Annotated in this window: 21 protein-coding genes and 1 other RNA gene; 10 read left to right on the top strand and 12 right to left on the bottom strand. The window is 48.9% G+C overall.

What is annotated here, in order from left to right:
* Positions 1-7: 7 nt before the first annotated feature.
* The 9 genes from carA to grpE form a co-directional block, all read right to left on the bottom strand.
* Entirely contained in the window at positions 8-1138 is a 1131-nt protein-coding gene (gene carA / locus CDA54_RS06320) for a glutamine-hydrolyzing carbamoyl-phosphate synthase small subunit (protein WP_099034151.1), read from the bottom strand.
* A gap of 694 nt (positions 1139-1832) precedes the next feature.
* Positions 1833-2633, bottom strand: coding sequence for a 4-hydroxy-tetrahydrodipicolinate reductase (gene dapB, locus CDA54_RS06330; protein WP_099034153.1), 801 nt, complete (start codon positions 2631-2633; stop codon positions 1833-1835).
* Positions 2634-2749: 116 nt separating this feature from the next.
* Complete coding sequence (locus CDA54_RS06335; RefSeq protein WP_099034154.1) at positions 2750-3463, bottom strand: substrate-binding periplasmic protein; 714 nt, start codon at positions 3461-3463, stop codon at positions 2750-2752.
* A gap of 6 nt (positions 3464-3469) precedes the next feature.
* Positions 3470-4258 (bottom strand): carboxylesterase family protein, encoded by a 789-nt coding sequence (locus CDA54_RS06340; RefSeq protein WP_099034300.1) that lies wholly within the window; start codon positions 4256-4258, stop codon positions 3470-3472.
* A gap of 78 nt (positions 4259-4336) precedes the next feature.
* The gene (locus CDA54_RS06345; protein ID WP_143452267.1) at positions 4337-4723 is read right to left on the bottom strand and encodes a hypothetical protein; all 387 of its coding nucleotides are present in this window, start codon (positions 4721-4723) and stop codon (positions 4337-4339) included.
* A complete protein-coding gene (locus CDA54_RS06350) occupies positions 4680-5105 on the bottom strand; it encodes a hypothetical protein (RefSeq protein WP_099034156.1) in 426 nt (141 codons plus the stop codon). Before CDA54_RS06350 ends, CDA54_RS06345 begins: the two co-directional genes overlap by 44 nt.
* A 206-nt stretch (positions 5106-5311) precedes the next feature.
* On the bottom strand, positions 5312-6445 hold the full coding sequence (dnaJ, locus tag CDA54_RS06355) for a molecular chaperone DnaJ (protein ID WP_099034157.1): 1134 nt from the start codon (positions 6443-6445) through the stop codon (positions 5312-5314).
* A 99-nt stretch (positions 6446-6544) separates the two neighbouring features.
* Complete coding sequence (gene dnaK / locus CDA54_RS06360; protein WP_099034158.1) at positions 6545-8485, bottom strand: molecular chaperone DnaK; 1941 nt, start codon at positions 8483-8485, stop codon at positions 6545-6547.
* A 106-nt stretch (positions 8486-8591) separates the two neighbouring features.
* The gene (grpE, locus tag CDA54_RS06365) at positions 8592-9206 is read right to left on the bottom strand and encodes a nucleotide exchange factor GrpE (RefSeq protein WP_099034159.1); all 615 of its coding nucleotides are present in this window, start codon (positions 9204-9206) and stop codon (positions 8592-8594) included.
* A gap of 234 nt (positions 9207-9440) precedes the next feature.
* Between grpE and nadK the strand changes: the two genes are divergently transcribed.
* The 3 genes from nadK to CDA54_RS06380 all read left to right on the top strand — a co-directional run bounded on the left by nadK (position 9441) and on the right by CDA54_RS06380 (position 12672).
* A complete protein-coding gene (gene nadK / locus CDA54_RS06370) occupies positions 9441-10322 on the top strand; it encodes an NAD(+) kinase (protein WP_099034160.1) in 882 nt (293 codons plus the stop codon).
* A 188-nt stretch (positions 10323-10510) separates the two neighbouring features.
* The gene (gene recN / locus CDA54_RS06375) at positions 10511-12166 is read left to right on the top strand and encodes a DNA repair protein RecN (protein ID WP_099034161.1); all 1656 of its coding nucleotides are present in this window, start codon (positions 10511-10513) and stop codon (positions 12164-12166) included.
* Between the two features lie 146 nt (positions 12167-12312).
* Positions 12313-12672, top strand: a complete 360-nt coding sequence (locus CDA54_RS06380) for an outer membrane protein assembly factor BamE (protein ID WP_099034301.1) — start codon at positions 12313-12315, stop codon at positions 12670-12672.
* 44 nt (positions 12673-12716) lie between these two features.
* On the opposite strand, the gene CDA54_RS06385 is transcribed toward CDA54_RS06380, so the two are convergent.
* On the bottom strand, positions 12717-13082 hold the full coding sequence (locus CDA54_RS06385; RefSeq protein WP_099034162.1) for an RnfH family protein: 366 nt from the start codon (positions 13080-13082) through the stop codon (positions 12717-12719).
* Positions 13072-13509, bottom strand: a complete 438-nt coding sequence (locus CDA54_RS06390; RefSeq protein WP_099034163.1) for a type II toxin-antitoxin system RatA family toxin — start codon at positions 13507-13509, stop codon at positions 13072-13074. The genes CDA54_RS06385 and CDA54_RS06390 overlap by 11 nt, the downstream gene beginning before the upstream one ends.
* Before the next feature lie 227 nt (positions 13510-13736).
* Here CDA54_RS06390 and smpB point away from each other — a divergent pair, with 227 nt between their 5' ends.
* From smpB to CDA54_RS06425, 7 genes are all read left to right on the top strand, one after another.
* Entirely contained in the window at positions 13737-14216 is a 480-nt protein-coding gene (gene smpB, locus CDA54_RS06395) for an SsrA-binding protein SmpB (protein ID WP_099034164.1), read from the top strand.
* 136 nt (positions 14217-14352) lie between these two features.
* Positions 14353-14713, top strand: a transfer-messenger RNA (tmRNA) gene (gene ssrA / locus CDA54_RS06400).
* A 283-nt stretch (positions 14714-14996) separates the two neighbouring features.
* Positions 14997-15299 carry a type II toxin-antitoxin system HigB family toxin gene (locus tag CDA54_RS06405; protein ID WP_099034165.1) on the top strand — a complete coding sequence of 101 codons (303 nt, stop codon included), beginning with the start codon at positions 14997-14999 and terminating at the stop codon, positions 15297-15299.
* A gap of 41 nt (positions 15300-15340) precedes the next feature.
* Positions 15341-15709 carry a helix-turn-helix domain-containing protein gene (locus CDA54_RS06410; protein WP_099034166.1) on the top strand — a complete coding sequence of 123 codons (369 nt, stop codon included), beginning with the start codon at positions 15341-15343 and terminating at the stop codon, positions 15707-15709.
* Positions 15710-15841: 132 nt separating this feature from the next.
* Positions 15842-17068, top strand: a complete 1227-nt coding sequence (locus CDA54_RS06415; RefSeq protein ID WP_099034302.1) for a threonine/serine exporter family protein — start codon at positions 15842-15844, stop codon at positions 17066-17068.
* A gap of 152 nt (positions 17069-17220) precedes the next feature.
* Positions 17221-17607, top strand: coding sequence for a hypothetical protein (locus CDA54_RS06420; protein ID WP_180237128.1), 387 nt, complete (start codon positions 17221-17223; stop codon positions 17605-17607).
* A gap of 325 nt (positions 17608-17932) precedes the next feature.
* On the top strand, positions 17933-18943 hold the full coding sequence (locus CDA54_RS06425; RefSeq protein ID WP_099034167.1) for a hypothetical protein: 1011 nt from the start codon (positions 17933-17935) through the stop codon (positions 18941-18943).
* On the opposite strand, the gene CDA54_RS06430 is transcribed toward CDA54_RS06425, so the two are convergent.
* Entirely contained in the window at positions 18911-19429 is a 519-nt protein-coding gene (locus CDA54_RS06430; protein WP_099034168.1) for a DUF6942 family protein, read from the bottom strand. The genes CDA54_RS06425 and CDA54_RS06430 overlap by 33 nt on opposite strands.
* Positions 19430-19448: the final 19 nt, after the last annotated feature.

The following is a 19448-nucleotide window of genomic DNA, read 5'->3' on the forward strand; positions in this document are numbered from 1 at the left end:
TTCCCCGTTACTTGTTTGCTTGGATAAGTTCGATGAAATGATCAAACAATGGTGCGGCGTCATGGGGACCCGGACTGGCTTCAGGGTGCCCCTGAAAACTGAATGCCGGCTTGTCAGTGCGATGAATACCCTGAATTGAATCATCAAATAACGAAATATGGGTCACGTCGAGGTTATCCGGCATGCTGTCTTTAGCCACCGCAAAACCATGGTTCTGACTGGTGATCATCACTCTGTTATTGGCGATATCTTTTACCGGATGGTTAGCACCATGATGACCGAACTTCATCTTTTCGGTTTTTGCGCCGCTGGCCAGGGCCAGAAGCTGATGACCCAGACAAATACCGAAAACCGGCAGATCATTTTCAAGCAGGGTTTTAATCGCTTCAATGGCATAAGTACAGGGCTCAGGATCACCCGGGCCGTTGGATAAGAAGACGCCATCAGGGTTCATCGACAGCACCTCTTCAGCAGAGGTTTGTGCCGGTACCAGCGTTAACTTGCAGCCTCTGTCTACCAACATACGCAATATATTGCGCTTGGCGCCAAAATCGTAAGCCACTACATGATAAGGCAGGTCCTGACGGTTTTCCTGATGACCTTGTTCTAATTGCCAACTGCCATGGTTCCACTCATAGGCCTTATCGGTACACACCACTTTAGCCAGATCCATACCTTTCAGACCGGGAAAAGCTTTCGCTTTTTCCAGCGCCTTAGCTTCATCCAGATTATCACCGGCCACAATACAGCCGTTTTGCGCGCCGGTTGTACGCAGAATTCGGGTCAGTCTGCGGGTATCAATATCGGCGATGCCGAGAATATTGTTCGTTTTAAGATAGTCAGACAAACATTGTTGATTACGAAAGTTACTGGCTATCAGGGGTAAATCGCGGATCACCAGCCCCCTAGCCATGATTTTGTCTGATTCAGTGTCTTCGTCGTTGGTACCGGTATTGCCGATGTGGGGATAAGTGAGGGTTACGATCTGTTCGGTGTATGAGGGGTCGGTTAGTATTTCCTGATAACCTGTCATGGCGGTATTGAACACCACCTCCCCAACTGCAACACCTTCAGCTCCAATGGCGGTACCTTTGAAAACTGAACCGTCTTCAAGGACCAAAAGGGCGGATTTAGTCAAGTCAACCTCCTATTCGCTGCCCCCGCGACTTATAAGCAGGGGTAGACTGGCAACTCAAAAAAAACGGGCGTAATCAGCTAAAAAATGAAAGCTGGCTACATCCCGTCTACTTGTTTTTGCTGACTATACAAGCCGGACACTCCGGTCAAATGCAAAAATTTGGCAAATTCTGGCTAGTCTATATTAAAACCCTTTTTACGTCCATTATGATTTATTAAACAATACAAAATAGAGCTTACTAACACATTTCACCCTCTAAGCGCTAAAACTCATTAACTTCTAATGCGCAGTTTCGTCATTCCTCTGTCACCACAGAGTCACGAATCAATTAGCAGCACACCTACAATCACACCTGAATACTAAATGGCCGTTTTGTCAACCTGGTGTGGCACATTTGAGTGAAACGTCAGTTTAAGCCTCGATGGTTCTGGCAGCCAACAGGATGCTCACAGTGCTGTCACAAGATCGCTGATAACGACCAGGTACAGGACAAAAAACACCTGCAAAACCCGGTGTTTAAAGCTGAGCTCGCCGAAGCGTTAAAGCTGCCAGAAAAGACCAGACAAAGCCATCAACTGGCCTGGCCCATTGCAAAACAATGTGCCACTCGCAGAAATATCACTAACGCTCCGAAACGATGGGGTGAAGAAAAAACAGCGCTCAAAGTTCGGGCCGTCCCTCATCAGCGGGTATGTTACTCCAGCCCCAACACCTGTTGCATTGAATAGAGTCCGGCAGGTTTGTCTTTTAACCATATGGCGGCTCTGACGGCGCCTTTGGCAAAGGTCAGACGGCTACTGGCTTTGTGGGTCAACTCAATGCGCTCACCGATATCGGCAAACATAGCAGTGTGTTCACCGACGATATCTCCGGCCCTGATGGTAGCAAAGCCAATTTGTTGTTGTGGCCGCTCGCCTGTATGCCCCTCTCGCCCATAGACAGCGTCTTTGCCCAGATCCCGCCCCAGTTCATCGGCAATCACCTCACCCATCGCCACGGCAGTGCCGGATGGCGCATCCAGCTTATGTCGGTGGTGAGCCTCCCAGATTTCAATATCACATTGCTGCCCCATGACTCTGGCGGTCTGTTTAAGCAGGTTCAGCAGCAGGTTAACGCCGACACTATAATTGGCCGCAAAGACAATGGGAATTTGTTCTGCTGCCCTTTCCAACTCGGCCTTTTGCTCATCATTCAGGCCTGTGGTTCCAATCACCACAGGCTTATTATGTGCCCGACACCAATCCAGATTCGTTTTCAGGGCTTCAGGCAAGGTGAAATCGATCATCACGTCCAGCTCATCTGCCTGTCGCTCCGGCCTGTCTGTTACTGTCAGCCCCTGCTCGCCAATACCGGCCAGTTGCCCAGCATCCATGCCCAACCAGTTCGAGCCTGAACGCACAATTGCGGCGCTAAGCTCAGCCTGCGGCTCCTGCGTCACAGCATCGATTAATACGCGGCCCATGCGGCCATTCGCACCAAAAATACCTGTTTTCATAGTTTTCCTGTGTGACTCATTTTATGTTGTCAATTCTGCACTAAATGGCCATAAATAATCAGCCCGTAATGGCCTGTATAAAAAGATCTGTTTAGGCTGTTTGGCTATAAACCATATCAACTGCGGGTTTTGCTGTGATACTTCTTCAACAGACCCGTTTTACGCATTTTAATCAGTATTTCATTGAATGCTTTTGCCAGTTCTGCGTCCCAGAACACGCCGGGATAATTGGTGTGTGGAAAAATTTCATGCACCTCTATACTGCCTTCTCCGTAATTCTTGGTGCTGAAATACTCCAGAACGCTGCGGTCACCGACTACCACATCAACTTTCAGATGTTTCAACAAATCCAATTGCCGCTCTCTGTCGGCCATTTCCATATAGGCACCTTTGGCAACAGCTGCAGCGAACTCCTGTCCCAGCACCTCGGTGGCTTTTTGATAGGCAACTACGGCTTTACCCTCCAGGTCTTCTATCTTTTCCAACTTGATCGCTGTTTTAACCGATGTCACCGCCACATCCTGAATTTCCAGATAGTCTTCGGTCAGATGTGCTCCGGGCAATTCAAACGCCATAGGGCTGATATAGTCCAGTTCCTTATCGCGAAACTTCTGCACCAGTCTTTCATAGGCAAACAGCTCGATATCCACTTCAAAACCCAGCTCGTTAAAAATATGGCGGACAATATCGTAATCAATACCCCGCAGCTCCCCCTCATCATTCGCGTATGCCCAGGGTGCAGAATAGTGCAGCCCGACTCTGACTGTTTCCGCCTGCACATTGGCAGCATTTAGTACTATCAGCGCTATGATAATTACAAACAGTCTCATCGGTCGTTATTCATCCAGTCGTTGTGTAAACAGCCATGGCAACAGGGCTGGCTCGGCAAAGGCCTTGTCCCAACTGTTGTGGTTGGTATCTTTGTACAGAGTCAGTCTGGCATTACCACCATGCTGGTTAATTGCCGCGACCATTTCTTCAGACAAGCTGGCATCCACCACCTTATCTTCAGTTCCGTGGAAAGCCCAGATGTGCAGCTCTTTTTGATAGTGAGCAGCATTGTTCACATTGCCACCGCCACATATCGCTATCGCGGCGGCAAATAAGTGAGGACGTCTGGCCAGTATTTCATAGGTTCCCATCGCCCCCATAGACAATCCCCCAACGTAAACCCGTTGTTTGTCGACAAATGGCTCTGCACTCAGCACATCAGTCAGTGCCAACACCAATTGCATGGCATCAGTAGGCTGCGCCGAAATATCAGCAAATTGTAACTGATAGGGCTGGCTTTCCCTCAACACATCAACATTCGCCCAATAGTCATTCTCAGGCGCCTGTGGAAAAACGACAATGGCCGGATATTCACGACGGACATCCTCACGGGCGAATAATTCTGCGCCATGAGTAAGCTGGGCAAGATTATCGTCCCCACGTTCACCAGCGCCATGCAGAAATAACACCAATGGGTACGTTTTTTGAGGCTCAAAATCAGCCGGATAAAGAATACGGTAGTTGAGGCTTTGACCACCATGAGAATACGTCTTCGCCTCAAACCCGAAAGAATCTCCGGCATGAACAGAAGTGCACAGACACAATAGCATTGCCAGAAGTAAAACTGACTTCATGATTTTACTCAGTTGCTTTAGATACAGATATTCCACCATACCATTGGGCAATATACCAATCCGTATAGATGATGCAGGCTAAAGAAGGAGCTGTTTCAGCGGTAAGTCAAAATTTCTGGCTGTTACTTTGTCGGGTTCCAGATTCAACTCAATAATAACTGGCCCCGTTTCACTGATAGCCATATCCAGTCCGGCAAAGCTTATGTGAGGATAGGTAAACCCCTTTTGATGATTAAAAAAGCCTACAAAAGCAGGGGTAGGAATTCCCGCCAGTTGAAGCAGAGCTTTCTCCGCCACTTTATGCTGAGACAGCTTTCGATAGGGAACAGGATTAAGCTGCGCAAGTCGTTGTTGATATTGTTCGGCATTCAGAAAGCCCAGCTTATCTTTAAAGGACAGCGAGGGCCTCCAAAGCTCAGCTTCATAATACATCAGGGGGCCAAGTCGTTTTACAATGAACAACATGAGTAACTCTGAATATTGCCTTACACGACTGACCCCGCTCTCCTGACTGATCTGCAGTGACGCTGAGGCGATCTGCGCAGCTATCCTGTACCGGAAGATTATCAAAATCACCAATTAACCGGGTACAATCATCTGACTCAGGGCAATGCTTTGCGAACTCAGACGTGGTTTCTATAAAAATAAGGTCTGTTGTGGGATCCTGAATATACTGTTTAAGATAGCCTCCTCCGGAAGGCATATCGACTATCGACTGCCCTGTTCCTGGCTGCAGATAATCCAGCGCAATCTCGAACTCCAGTCTGCGGGCATCTGGTGCAGATTGCATGGCCTGATGGTAACTCCACGCACGATTGTTGAATATCTCCTGATAAGTATTAAACATTTGCTTCCGGCCCCCCAATTTCCCGACCCAAAGTCATCTGGTTTTAAATTAACGCTATTGATGATTACGCGGAACTTAAAGAAGTAATGACTTTTAGCAAAGAATATCTGCCTGTTTTATGTAATTTTATACAATGCCAGATAACAAAAAGCCACGAAACTGTAATGTTTCATGGCTTTTTATAGCGGGAATCTAATGGAAAAGACTTAACCGGTCAGATCATCAAAGAACTTTTTCACTCCGTCGAAAAAGCCCTTTTCCTTGGGCCGATATTTGGCGGCTTCATCGCCGGTACCCATAGACTTGTCCAGCTCTTCAAGCATCTCTTTTTGCTTGCTGTTAAGGTTTACCGGCGTTTCCACCACCACCTTACACATCAGGTCACCAACGGCACCGTTACGCACCGACTTAACGCCTTTTCCACGCAGGCGAAACATACGTCCGGTCTGAGTTTCAGGGGATACCTTCAGTTTAACCTTGCCATCCAGGGTTGGAACATGCACATCACCACCAAGCGCTGCGCGGGTAAAGCTGATGGGTACTTCACAATAAAGATTATTACCATCACGGACAAAAATCGGATGTTCTTTAATATGCACCTGCACATAAAGGTCGCCCGCCGGGCCACCCATTTCACCCGCTTCACCTTCACCGGATAAGCGAATTCTGTCACCGGTATCTACGCCTGCAGGCACTTTGACAGACAGGGTTTTGCTCTTCTCTGTACGACCCTGACCATGACACTTGCGGCACGGATCGGAGATTATTTTACCGCGCCCGGAACAGGTGGGGCATGTCTGCTGTACAGCAAAAAAACCCTGACGCATCTGCACCTGCCCCTGGCCGTGACAGGTGGGGCATGTAGTGGGGCTGGACCCTTTCTTGGCGCCGGAACCATCACATTCCTCACACCCGACCAGAGTTGGAATACGAATCTCTACATTCTTACCACGAACGGCCTCTTCCAGGCTTAATTCAAGGTTATAACGTAAATCCGCCCCCTGACGTGCCCGTGACTGCTGACGGCGCCCACCGCCAAAAATATCACCAAACACATCGCCAAAAATATCGCCAAAATCAGCATGACCACCGCCATGACCGCCACCGCGATTAGGATCCACCCCTGCATGGCCATATTGATCATAGGCCGCACGTTTCTGGGGATCGGTTAAGACTTCGTAGGCTTCCTGCGCTTCCTTAAACTTTTCTTCCAATGCCTTATCGCCCTGATTACGATCAGGGTGATATTTCATTGCCAGGCGTTTATAGGCCTTTTTTATATCGCGCTCAGAGGCATCTTTGGCTACCCCTAACGCTTCATAATAGTCTCGCTTCGACATACTGTTTGCTTGCTCCCGAATACAAATTCGGGCGCAAAAGAATTGATCCTCTGCGCCCGACGTGATCGGCAATCACACTGTGACCGCGCTAAAGATGACTTAAGAGGACTTTTTATCGTCGTCTTTGACTTCTTCAAACTCGGCGTCCACCACATCATCATCCGCTTTAGATGAAGAAGATTGTGCATCACCGTCAGCGGCACCTTCAGCACCTTCTGCAGCCGCTTTCGCCTGGGCAACTTCCATCAGCTTGGAGGAAGCCTGAATCAACTCCTGAGTTTTAGCCTCAATCTCTGCCTTGTCGTCACCTTTAATGGCGGTCTCCAGCGCAGACACTGCCGTTTCAATCTGAGTCTTGTCTTCTTCACTCAGCGCATCACCGGCTTCTTCAATCTGCTTACGGGTGGAATGTACCAGTCCGTCAGCCTGGTTGCGGGCCTGCACCATTTCCTCAAACTTCTTATCTTCTTCAGCGTTCGCCTCAGCATCCTGCACCATCTTGTTGACTTCATCTTCGGATAAACCCGATGAGGCCTGGATGGTGATTTTCTGTTCTTTGCCGGTGTCTTTATCTTTGGCAGACACATGCAAAATACCGTCGGCATCCAAATCGAAGGTCACTTCAATCTGAGGTGCACCGCGCATCGCCGGGCGAATACCTTCAAGGTTAAACTGCCCCAGTGACTTGTTACCGGCAGACTGCTTACGTTCCCCCTGCATCACATGCACAGTTACCGCAGACTGATTATCTTCTGCCGTTGAGAACACCTGCGACTTTTTGGTCGGAATAGTGGTATTTTTCTCAATCAGCTTGGTCATCACACCGCCCATGGTTTCGATACCCAGAGACAATGGTGTCACATCCAGCAGCAGTACGTCTTTTACATCACCGGCCAGTACACCACCCTGGATGGCAGCACCAACAGCAACCGCTTCATCAGGGTTAACGTCTTTACGTGGTGCCTTACCAAAGAAGTCGGTTACATATTTTTGCACCAATGGCATACGGGTCTGACCGCCCACCATGATGATGTCCTGAATATCAGACACTGACAGATCGGCATCAGCCAAAGCTTGCTTAACCGGGCCCAGTGAATCCTTCACCATGTCTTCTACCAGAGACTCCAGTTTGGCACGGGTCACTTTAATAGTCAGGTGCTTAGGACCTGAACCGTCAGCGGTAATATAAGGCAGGTTCACTTCGGTCTGCTGAGCGGAAGACAATTCAATCTTCGCCTTCTCTGCCGCTTCTTTGAGTCGTTGCATGGCCAGCGGATCTTTACGCAGATCCATACCCTGATCTTTCTTAAACTCATCAACCAGATAGGTGATCAGGCGATTGTCAAAGTCTTCCCCACCTAAGTGGGTGTCACCATTGGTAGCCAGTACTTCGAAGGTGTGCTCGCCTTCCACTTCATCAATTTCGATAATGGAAATATCAAAGGTACCACCACCGAGGTCATAAACGGCAACCACGTTGTCGCCTTTTTTCTTGTCCATGCCATAAGCAAGGGCTGCAGCTGTGGGTTCGTTGATAATACGTTTTACTTCCAGACCAGCGATACGGCCTGCATCTTTAGTGGCCTGACGCTGAGAGTCATTAAAGTAAGCCGGCACGGTAATAACCGCTGCAGTGACTTCTTCACCGAGGTAATCTTCAGCGGTTTTCTTCATCTTTTTCAGCACTTCGGCCGAAACCTGCGGCGGTGCCATCTTTTTGTCGTTCACTTCAACCCAGGCATCGCCATTATCGGCTTTGATAATTCCAAAGGGCATGATGTCGATATCTCGCTGCACTTCTTTATCTTCCCAGCGACGACCGATCAACCGCTTGATGGCAAACAGGGTGTTTTTCGGGTTAGTAACCGCCTGACGTTTAGCCGGCTGTCCTACCAGTGTTTCACCGTCTTTCGTGAATGCAATAATCGAGGGGGTGGTACGATCCCCTTCTGCATTTTCGATTACACGAGGTTTATCACCATCAAGTACGGCGACACATGAATTTGTTGTACCTAAGTCAATACCAATGATTCTGCCCATTAGTCCACTCCAAAAATTTCGTTAATACCAGTTGCTACTTTTGTGGGGATGCCCGAGCTTGTTTTCAATAACAAGGGCAAAAAAATCCCCAGTAAATTTGTGTCTATTAGGCTTCTGTATCCACTCCGGCTTCCGGAGCACGGGAAACCATCACCATGGCCGGGCGTAACAGACGTCCGTTTAGCTGATAACCTTTTTGCATGACTGCAATAACGGAATTCGGCTCCACTTCATCGCTTTCCTGCATCGACATGGCCTGATGCAGATCGGGGTTAAAGCTCTCTCCCTGCGGATCGATGACCTGCATGCCGAATTTCTCGATGGTGGAGATAAATGACTTATGTGTCAGTTCCACACCTTCGATTAATGGCTTCACGGCTTCATTGCTGGCATCAGCCACCTGCAATGCGCGCTCAAGGTTATCGATCACGTTCAGCAGTTCACCGGCAAAGCGTTCAAGTGCAAACTTTCTGGCCTTATCAATTTCAGCTTCGGCTCGTTTGCGCGCATTCTCCATATCGGCCCGAGCCCTGAGCACAGAGTCTTTCTGATCCCTGACTGTGGTTTCCGCTTTTTCAAGGGCCAATTCCAGTTCAGCGATTCGTTGCTCCTCCGGGCTCAGCTTCTGCTCTTGCTGAGCATCTTGCTCAGCCTGAACATCCTGTTGTTTTTCAGTCTCCGGCTGCTGCTCGTCTTGTTGTGGCTGCTGCTCGTTGCTCATTCGGCTCTCCGTCTAACTAAGTCTGTAAATCAGGTTGCAGCAGTAAATGGGGTTGGTTTACAGCGATTCAAGGGGTTTTTCCAACTTTCCATCACAGCAATGGCTATTGCATTATTTACCGCGACAGTTACTCTCTTTGTGATTAGGATAAACAGATACTCTATTCGCCTCAGATGCCCCGCATCTGACCGCGTTTACGATTACCAAGCCGCAACTGATAATGGGCCTGTAGCCATGCAAGAACGCTTTAAAACCATAGGGTTGATTGGTAAACCCGATCATCAGGGAGCGAATGAGAGCCTCAGGGCAATCTATGAATACCTGATACAGAACGGCTATCGTGTACTGGTTGAAGAACAGGTTGCTACCCGATTCGATAACGACAACCTTGAAGCAATGGATATTGTCGGCATTGGTAAAGTCGCCGATCTGGCTATTGTGGTAGGCGGCGACGGCAATATGCTGGGCGCGGCGCGGGTACTATCGCGCTTTAATGTCGGCGTGGTTGGCGTCAACCGGGGTAACCTGGGCTTTTTAACCGACATCCATCCGGATAATATTGAAGCCCAGTTAGACGATATTTTTGCCGGTAACTATGTGACTGAGCAACGTTTTTTACTTGAAGTAGAAGTTTACCGACATGATCAGCTAAAAAGCAGCAATGCCGCAGTTAATGAAGCCGTAGTGCATCACAGCGAAGTAGCACATATGATGGAATTTGAAGTGCATGTTGATGCTCAGTTTGTGTTCAGCCAGCGCTCTGATGGCCTGATTATCGCCACGCCAACAGGCTCAACCGCCTACTCCCTCTCCGGTGGTGGTCCCATACTGATGCCCAATCTCGATGCGCTGACGCTGGTGCCCATGTTTCCTCATACCCTGAGTAGCCGCCCTATTGTATTGGATGCCAACAGTGAGATCCGGCTGGTGATCTCCCAGGACAACACCGAAACCCTGCAGGTCAGTTGTGATGGCCATGTAGTATTAAGTGTATTGCCCGGCGATGAAATTCGTATTCGCAAAAACCCCTACACCCTGCGTCTTATCCACCCTAAAAGCTATAACTATTTCAGCGTATTACGGGCCAAACTGGGCTGGGGTAGCAAGCTTTATTAGTGAAGTGTGAGGAATTGTAGGGCCGAATTTATGCGGACGATCGCGTCAGCCGGTTAAATTCAACTCTGTATCAGTAAGGGGTGAGGAGATAGGAGAGAAGGATCAGGAAAAATTTTTATCAGATGCTGGACAGAAATATTTAACTGTATATAGTTACAGCGACCTGTATAAATAAACAGAGGTTTACAATGCTGGTACAACTTTCTATCCGACATTTTGCAATTGTTCAGTCCCTCGATATCGACCTGGCGAAGGGGATGACCGCGGTCACCGGGGAAACCGGTGCGGGGAAATCGATCGCCATCGATGCTCTGGGCCTGTGTTTAGGTGACCGGGCCGAAGCCAGCATGGTGCGAAAAGGGGCTAAGAAAGCCGAGATCACTGCCAGTTTCACTCTGGATGATTTACCGGCGGCAACACGCTGGCTCACTGAGCAGGATATGGATACTGAAGAATGTATCATCCGGCGGGTGATCTCCGCAGAAGGCCGCTCTAAAGCTTATATAAACGGTATACCCGCTTCACTTCAGCAGTTAAAGATACTGGGTAACCTGCTTATCAGTATCCATGGCCAGCATGCCCATCAACAATTACTCAAAGCAGACAATCAGCGCCGCATTGTCGATGACTTTGCTAAACACTCGCCGTTACTGGACAAGGTCAGGCAGGCCTTTAATATATTGCAGGAAAGTAAGCAGGACTATCAGGCCCTGTTGCAAAACCAGGAGCAGCGTGAGGCCCGGCGTCAGTTGCTGGAGTATCAGGTACAGGAGCTGAATGACTTTGCCATTGAGGAAGAGGAGTTTGCCAGCCTTGAGAAAGAACATAAACGCCTGAGTCACAGCCAGAGCCTGCTGGAACAGTCACAACTGAGTTTTCATCAGCTTTATGATGACGACGATATCAATGCCCTGTCATTGATCCAGCATGCCGTAGACAGGCTTTCTGAGTTACGTGAGCAGGATGCCAGCCTGGTGCCGATTATTGAGCTGCTGTCTGAAGCCACCATTCAGGTTGATGAAGCTGCCGTGCAGTTACGTGACTATGTAGAAGGGCTGGAGATCGATCCATTGCGAATGCAGCAGGTTGAAGAGCGCTTCTCCAAAGCCATGGAACTGGCACGCAAACATCAGGTAGTACCGGAAAACCTGTATCAGCACCACCAGCAGTTGCTGCATGAATATGCACAGTTGCAACAGGATGATGATCGTCTTGAGCAGCTCGCCGATAAACTGGACAATCTTAAGCAGGATTATGTGCATCATGCACAGGCACTGAGTCAATCCAGACAACAGGCCGGTAACAAACTGGCCCGCGAAATAGAACAGCGTATTCGCAAAATGAATATGGCCCAGGCTAAAGTTGAGGTGCAGGTAGCGTTCGACCCCAGTGCTACTATCAGCCGCTATGGCCTGGATCAGATTCACCTGCTGGTTGCCACTAACCCAGGACAACCACCAGAGGTACTCGAGAAAGTCGCTTCAGGCGGTGAACTGTCTCGAATCGGCCTCGCCGTTCAGGTCATTACCAGCCATCAGGTACCCACCTTGATATTTGATGAAGTCGATTCAGGCATCAGCGGGCCTACCGCTTCTGTTGTCGGCCAGTTATTGCGTAAACTCGGCGAAAAGGCCCAGGTACTTTGTGTAACGCATCTGCCACAGGTAGCCGCCAGTGCCCACAATCAGATGTTGGTGACCAAATTCAGTGACGGCACAACTACCGAAACCCATATGCAGACACTTGAGCAGGAACAACGAGTGGAAGAGCTGGCACGTTTGCTCACCGGTGACAAACTCACCGAAACGGCTATGGCGAATGCCAGGGAACTTCTCGCTCATTAGAGGCTCTTAGCAGCGGCCTGTCAGATGACAACGTTCTGGATGAAGGCCGCCGATTTCCTGACTTATTGTCACCCTGCTTAGATCTGCCATAGACAGTTCTACGGCAAACAGTTAGGATGCAGCCACTCAGTGAAGACCGAATAACTATGACCTATAAAAAACTCTTAATCAGCCTCATTATTCTTACAAGCTTGCAAGCCTGCCAAAGCTGGATTTACCGTATTGATATTCCTCAGGGCAACTACCTGGATCAGGATGATATCGACAAGTTACGGGTACAAATGAGCAGGGAACAGGTAGCTTTTATTCTTGGCAAGCCTGTAATTGAAGATACCTTTAGTGATGACAAATGGTATTACGTTTACACCATGAAACGTGGCATGGGTGGTAAGGATGTGCGTAAAGATCTTGTGCTTGAGTTTAAAGACGACGCACTGGCGACCATGCAGGGCGATTTTGAGCAGCCAGAAAACTTCAATACGCCTTTAAATCAACAGCCAGAATAATATTTATCAGAATCAATGCAGGCGGAATTACACTCCGCCTGTATTTAATCACTGCCTTGTTCTGGTGCTTTGCGTTTTAACGAATTCACCCGCCCCCCGGTGACTTTGTCGGCACGGCCTTCTTGTTTTGCTTTTTCGGCCCGGCGCCGTCTGACTTCTTTCGGGTCTGCAATTAATGGCCTGTAGATAGCGATTCTGTCACCTTCTTTGGGCTGATCATCAAGCTTACAGGTTTTGTACCAAATACCGACCTTACTGTTTGCAAGATCAATGTGCTCAAAGCGGCGCAGAATACCTGAGGCTTTAATGGCCTGTTCTACCGTGGCGCCCTGCTCCACTACCACTTCCATCAGTGCCTGTTGATCCGGCAATGCATAGGTCACTTCAAGACGAATCTGCTTATCGGTCACCGTACACCTCCCTGGCCCGCTGCGTAAAAGCTGACACCATATTGCTGGCAATACTGCTGAATATTTTTCCAAAGGCCGCCTGTGCCAGGCGACTGGCAAATTCAAACTTCAGATCTAATTCAATTTTACAGGCATCGGCAGACAACGGCGTAAACCGCCAGCCACCGCTTAAATGACTGAAAGGCCCTTCAATCAACTCCATCTGAATATACTCTCCCCGCTTCAGCTGGTTCTGGGTAGTAAACCACTGACGTAAACCGCCTTTACTGATCAGAATTGAGGCCTTCATGCGGTCTTCATCGGCGTTATGCACCTGTGTCTCGGCGCAGCCAGGAAGGAACTGGGGATAGGCATCAACATCGTTAACCAAATCAAACATGGATTCAGCACTGTAACTGACCAGTGCACTGCGATTCACATTCGCCATCAAGACTCCTTCATTGTGCCCCACCAGTACAGGGACATTACGGATATGGCGGCATGTTTGCCAGCCGCCATGAAAAATTCGTTGCAGTATACCCCCAAGTCACCTTAAAGTGCAGGCCCGTCACCCTTTTACGGGTGTGCAAAGCGCTGCAATAAGACAACCTGAGCATATATTGACCAGGTAACCTGAAACTCGCATATTAAGGCCATTTGGGTATAATACCGCCGATGAATAAGAAGACGAACAAATCTAAACAAAGCAGCACTATTGCGCTGAATAAGAAGGCCCGCCACGAGTACTTTCTCGAAGACAAATTCGAAGCAGGATTGTCACTACAGGGGTGGGAAGTCAAAAGCATCCGTGCCGGTAAGGTTAATCTCTCAGACAGCTATGTGATCATTCACAACGGCGAAGCTTATCTGCTTGGCTGCAGTATTCAGCCAATGAAAGAGGCCTCGAGCCACGTGGTGTGCGACCCGGACCGCTCCCGCAAACTATTATTAAAGCAAAGAGAAATAAATCGCCTGATCGGTGCCCGCGAACGCCAGGGCTATTCGATTGTGGCCACCGCCATGTACTGGAAAAAGTGCTGGGTCAAAGTTGAGGTTTACCTGGCTAAAGGTAAACACAATCAGGACAAGCGGGATACAGTGAAAAACCGCGACTGGGAACGTCAGAAAGAACGGATTATGAAGCACAGTGCCTGACAGAACCTGAAAACTGATTTCTGTCACCCACAACACTGGCAACCATCTCAGATTATCAGGAAAGATTAAATTTTTACTGCGCAGCTCTTGAATATGGTACACTTGAGGCGCATATAGAGATTGTGTGAACGATTTCGGGGCTGATTTTGGATTCGACAGGATTCTGGACGCCTGAGGTGCATGCAGAGGAGCGGTTGGCCTCTTTAAAAAGCCGCACTTAAAGTAGTCGCAAACGACGAAAACTACGCTCTCGCCGCTTAATAACCGGCCGTGAGCCCTTCCACTCAGACTTCGTTCATGGGTAGAGGTTCGGAAGGTCATCCACATGAACTAGCGAGGGAAACCCGCCTGGGGTTGAACCGCGAAATATAAGCAGGACCGCTATGAGAAATCCTGTTTGTCGGAGTTCGAAATAGTTAAATAAAAGACAAAATAAGCATGTAGTACCAACGGTAGACGCTTTCTGGACGCGGGTTCGAGTCCCGCCAGCTCCACCAATTCTAAGAGGCCACCCTGCAGGGTGGCCTTTTTTATTTGTGTTCGGGACGAGAACCCGCAGGGTTCGACAAATTTGTCGGGAGCGAATTTGAACATAGGAGGCACGACGATGGCCCTTAGGGCGGAGGACAGAATGTCCGGAATAATCCCGCCAGCTCCACCAATACAAACCCTGTGCCGCAAGGCATGGGGTTTTTTATTGGCCGCTTTATACCACCTGCCTGTTTGTTGCTTAGCTGATTCACATTGACAAGCATCCCATTTTGGGACTATTCTCGTTTTATGAGAATAATAGCCTTGTCCACACTGAAAGCATTCTGGGAAAATAATCCTGAGTATCTGGATGCTAAAGAGCCAGCACTGGCCTGGTATCGTCATACACTGGCTGCTGACTGGAGTACACCGGCCGAGGTGAAACAGGACTTTAGAAATGCCAGTATCCTCAAAGATGGGCGTGTAGTTTTCAATATTGCAGGCAATAAGTACCGACTGGTCGTTTGGATCAACTACGCCTATCGAGTCGTATACATCCGTTTTATTGGCACTCATGTGCAGTACGATAAAATAGATGCGCAAACAATTTAGCCTGGCACCTCGCAGTTAACAGGGGTTGGAGAGCGTTAATTATGAACATTAAACCAATTAGAACTGATGCCGACTATCATGCGGCATTAAAAGAGATTGAGGGCCTGATGATGGCCAAAACGGATACGCCGGAAGGTGAAAAGCTTGATGTCATGGTCACATTGATCGAGGCTTATGAAGCGAGGCATTTTCCTATGGAATTGCCAGATCCTGTTGAGGCCATAAAATTCGAAATGGAACGCAAAGGCCTAACCGTAAAAGATCTTGAGCCAATGATCGGCAAAAGCAATCGCGTTTATGAGATCCTGAATCATAAGCGTTCACTGACCTTAAAAATGATCTGGAGACTTCATCAAGGCTTGGGTATTCCTGCTGAATCACTGATCAAACCACCTCAGACATATCTTTGACCCGTTCTCATAGAAAATAATTTATCTAATCCAAACCGCATAAAAAATAGTCATTGTTGAAGGTAACGATTGCCACTACAATCCGCGCCGATTCGCTCAGGCATGGGCACAACAACCAAAAGAGACAGCAAGGTGGATAAGGCAGAATTCGTACAGATCCGTAAATTTATCGTCAAACTTGGCAAGATGTTGCACAAGTACGGCACACCTGCGTTTCGTCAGGAAGCCCATCTGACCGAAGTGGCCACCTATCTGGGCGTGCATGCTTCTTTTATCTCCACCCCCACTTCCATGACCTTTGTGATCTGGAGTGACAAGCACGAGGACGAATATACCCATGCCGCACGGGTTCAGCCCGGTGATCTGGACTTAGGTTCACTGGCCCGCACCGATGAACTGGTCACTCAGCTATTGGAAGGTAAGCTGACATTAACTGAAGCCGACAGACTATTGAACGAAATAGACGCACTACCCAATCCCTATGGCAAACTGGCCACCGGTGGTGCTTTTTGTCTCTCCACTGGTGCTTTTGCCATGCTGCTGGGTTCTAGCTGGAATGACGTACTCTGGTCCGGCGCCATTGGCCTGGTGGTGTATTTTTGGGTACTTTGGGCCGCTAAATCTAAACGAGTAACCCATATGCTGGAGCCGGTAGTGGCAATGGTGGCGGGCCTGTTGGCATGTGCCATCAGCAGTTATGTGGATAGCAGCATCAATATCCGTCTGGTGGTGTTGTCGTCGATTATCGTGTTTATTCCCGGGTTGGCTCTGGCGCTGGGGCTTGCTGAATTGTCTGCCCGGCATCTGGTGTCCGGTACTGCCAGGGTAATGGACTCGCTGATGTTGCTGTTCAAACTGTATTTTGGTGCTTTCCTGGGTGTATCACTGGGTCTGGGATTATTCGGACAAAGCGAGTTTGTTCCACCCGAGCCCTTAGCCAGGTGGACTGCCTGGTTAGCGATACTGTTGCTGTGTACTGCTCTGGTTGTCATATTGCGTATGCGCCTCAAACATGCCCCCTGGGCTTTACTGTCCGGATTTATTGCCTATGGCACCAGTATTATCAGCGCGCCTTATCTGGAATTAGGCCTGGCCACATTTGTCGGTGCCTTCGCTGTAGGTGTTTATTCAAATCTTTTTGCCAGGCTGGCCAACTCACCGGCCAGTATCGTGGTTATGCAGGGGGTTATCGTACTTGTACCCGGCTCCAAAACCTATATTGGTCTGAATTCTTTTGTCTCCGGGCAGGATTTTGTCCAGACTGAACATATAGGGCAGGAAACCTTTCTGATCTTTATGTCACTGGTAGCGGGCCTGATCTTTGCCAATGCCGTAATGCCTACCAAAAAGGCTCTTTAGCTCAAGACTTTAAGGCTGTGGCTTTAGGTCCACTTGCCTATGAACACCTGCCCAAAACTGGTATTCGTGATCACTGCCCTGCCCCTGGTAGTTTGTGAAAGCACAGAATGTGGCGTAGCATCGCTATACACTCGCTTTAAAGGGGACTAACTATGTCGCGGGAATATCAGTGCTGGCATTGCGGAGAAGCTTTAACCGACCTTATTCTGCCGCTGTCGCGAAGAGAAACCTGTGCCCACTGCCAGGCTGATCAGCATGTGTGCAAAATGTGTGAGCATTTTGGCCCCAGAGGCTGCGAAGAGGAACGAGCAGAGTCACCATCTGATACAGAAAAGGCGAATTTCTGCGACTACTTTAAACCCACCACTGATGCCTATAAAGGTGGCTATGTGGACAAGTCACGCCAGGCCAAAGCCGAACTGGCCGCTTTGTTCGGTGATGAGCCGCCACAAGAAACAGATAAACAACAACCAGCGAACATGACCCCGGCAGAAATAGCAGAAGAAAAGCTGCGAAAAATGCTCGGCGGCGGTGATTAACCAAAACACCGGAACAATAAAATTCACCAGGAAAGGCACACCGCCTCGCTGTTCAACCTTTATTATCCCCCTATAAACCGCTTCTTACTTCGTGGTTTAGTAAGGCTCTCCCTTTCGTTATGGTTTGAAAATTGCATTTTATGGTTTAAAAATTGAAAAACAGATAAAGGAATGACCGGTGGCTAGCTGCAGCAGGTGGTTGATTGAGCGTCTCCATGCCAGCCACGAACCAATTTGACCGGTTTGCCGTTCCCCCCGGCAAAACATTGCCGCCCGTTACCCGTTAAAGCAACAGGTTATCGACGCATTGCAAAAGGAGAGTAGCATGATTGACAGTATTCAGTTCAGCAACAGGTCTATCACCCTGTTGAACAGACGTCAGCTTAGTCAGGATGAAATTCAGCAGTTTGGTACATTGCTGGATCAGGCCAAAGCTCAGTCAGGCAGCGCTAAACAGCGCCTACTGGCACTATCCCCCGAACAACTGGCATTACTGCAAAAAGCCAATTCACTGGCAGATCCGATAAATCCTCGAGGGTTGTCCGAAGAGGGAGCCGCTAACCTTCTGAGTCAGCCGGACCATTCAGATAAGGTCGACCTGAATAATGATGGCATTGTAGAGGTGGGCCTGGCGAGATCGATCATTTTCCCGCCGGTCAATGCCCCCGAGCATGTCAAAGCCGCATGGGATAAGGCCACCGAAGGCATGGGGGAGATGGAAAAGGCATTACAGGGATTTCATATGCACCTTACTATCTATGGGATCCAGGTCGAAGGCATGCCTCAGAAACCGGTACTGCCACCAGAGCAACAGTGGGGCCAACAAGGTGTGGCACAATTTTTCGGTCTGTTACGCGGTAACCTTGAGTTTCGGGTCAGCCGCGAAGGCTGGACTGAGCAAAACCGCGAACTTAAAGGGCTTTATGACCGTTTTGAAGATCAGCTTAGTTCCGCTTCAGGCAACCCGACACAGATTGCTGCAACTCAGGGACAGAGTCCTGGACAGGCGGCTAATCAGGAGCAGGCAAAGCAGAGCACTGCAACCACTGACAAAACGTACGAAGACATTATGCAACTGCTCATTGACGCCAGAATGGGAATTGATCGCGAAAAACTCAACGAAATTGAAGAGCGTATTCAGACGGTCAGTAATGATGATAGTTTAAGCAGTGAGCAGAAGAAGCAACTGATCAGCATGCTTGAAAAGCAAAAAGAAGCCCTGTTAGAAGAGGCGCAACGTAACACCGTAGAAAACGAAAAGCGCAAAGCCCTGTTATCCGCCAACGGGGCGATGTATGAGCAACTAAAAGAAAACGCCCTGTATCAAATCCGATAGAAACAGAATCTTGCTATTGGAGAGCTGACGGTAATCAAAATAGGGGCAGACGATCAATCTGTGCTCACGGTCTATAGCAAACTCAGGGTTAATCCACTCGAGACCATCGCCAAGCATCAGGGATTTAGCATAAGTGCGGCCCATAACAATATGCAGGCCAGCCGGATCGCTGACATCGGGCGCATTAAAGCACAATGCGGTATCACTTCCTGCTTGCAACAGATATGAGTCCCGATATTGTTGCCAGCTTTGAGCATCCTGCCTGAAGCCAGATGCGTGGGGTAATGTAAACACTAATTTGGCATATACGTTAAACACCTTACGCCAGCCATTACCGCACGCCCGCCCAATATAGGCGATCTCCTGCCCCGCCAGCACGCGCATTCCATATTTATTATCCGCAAATCCATAGTCAGGGCGATTGGCGATATAGACTTTTAATCTGGCGTTACGCTCTCCTAACCCGCTAAGCAAATTTTTTGTCATTGTCTTTTCCGGCCTTACA

It is taken from the genome of Lacimicrobium alkaliphilum, from assembly GCF_002591895.1.
GTDB lineage: Bacteria > Pseudomonadota > Gammaproteobacteria > Enterobacterales > Alteromonadaceae > Lacimicrobium > Lacimicrobium alkaliphilum.

Excerpts from the sequence above, each read along its gene's own strand:
- dapB (WP_099034153.1), bottom strand. The coding sequence starts at position 2,633 with ATGAAAACAGGTATTTTTGGTGCGAATGGCCGCATGGGCCGCGTATTA.
- CDA54_RS06335 (WP_099034154.1), bottom strand. The coding sequence starts at position 3,463 with ATGAGACTGTTTGTAATTATCATAGCGCTGATAGTACTAAATGCTGCC.
- CDA54_RS06340 (WP_099034300.1), bottom strand. The coding sequence starts at position 4,258 with ATGAAGTCAGTTTTACTTCTGGCAATGCTATTGTGTCTGTGCACTTCT.
- CDA54_RS06345 (WP_143452267.1), bottom strand. The coding sequence starts at position 4,723 with ATGTTGTTCATTGTAAAACGACTTGGCCCCCTGATGTATTATGAAGCT.
- CDA54_RS06350 (WP_099034156.1), bottom strand. The coding sequence starts at position 5,105 with ATGTTTAATACTTATCAGGAGATATTCAACAATCGTGCGTGGAGTTAC.
- dnaJ (WP_099034157.1), bottom strand. The coding sequence starts at position 6,445 with ATGTCGAAGCGAGACTATTATGAAGCGTTAGGGGTAGCCAAAGATGCC.
- dnaK (WP_099034158.1), bottom strand. The coding sequence starts at position 8,485 with ATGGGCAGAATCATTGGTATTGACTTAGGTACAACAAATTCATGTGTC.
- grpE (WP_099034159.1), bottom strand. The coding sequence starts at position 9,206 with ATGAGCAACGAGCAGCAGCCACAACAAGACGAGCAGCAGCCGGAGACT.
- nadK (WP_099034160.1), top strand. The coding sequence starts at position 9,441 with ATGCAAGAACGCTTTAAAACCATAGGGTTGATTGGTAAACCCGATCAT.
- recN (WP_099034161.1), top strand. The coding sequence starts at position 10,511 with ATGCTGGTACAACTTTCTATCCGACATTTTGCAATTGTTCAGTCCCTC.
- CDA54_RS06380 (WP_099034301.1), top strand. The coding sequence starts at position 12,313 with ATGACCTATAAAAAACTCTTAATCAGCCTCATTATTCTTACAAGCTTG.
- CDA54_RS06390 (WP_099034163.1), bottom strand. The coding sequence starts at position 13,509 with ATGGCGAATGTGAATCGCAGTGCACTGGTCAGTTACAGTGCTGAATCC.
- smpB (WP_099034164.1), top strand. The coding sequence starts at position 13,737 with ATGAATAAGAAGACGAACAAATCTAAACAAAGCAGCACTATTGCGCTG.
- CDA54_RS06405 (WP_099034165.1), top strand. The coding sequence starts at position 14,997 with ATGAGAATAATAGCCTTGTCCACACTGAAAGCATTCTGGGAAAATAAT.
- CDA54_RS06410 (WP_099034166.1), top strand. The coding sequence starts at position 15,341 with ATGAACATTAAACCAATTAGAACTGATGCCGACTATCATGCGGCATTA.
- CDA54_RS06420 (WP_180237128.1), top strand. The coding sequence starts at position 17,221 with ATGTCGCGGGAATATCAGTGCTGGCATTGCGGAGAAGCTTTAACCGAC.
- CDA54_RS06425 (WP_099034167.1), top strand. The coding sequence starts at position 17,933 with ATGATTGACAGTATTCAGTTCAGCAACAGGTCTATCACCCTGTTGAAC.
- CDA54_RS06430 (WP_099034168.1), bottom strand. The coding sequence starts at position 19,429 with ATGACAAAAAATTTGCTTAGCGGGTTAGGAGAGCGTAACGCCAGATTA.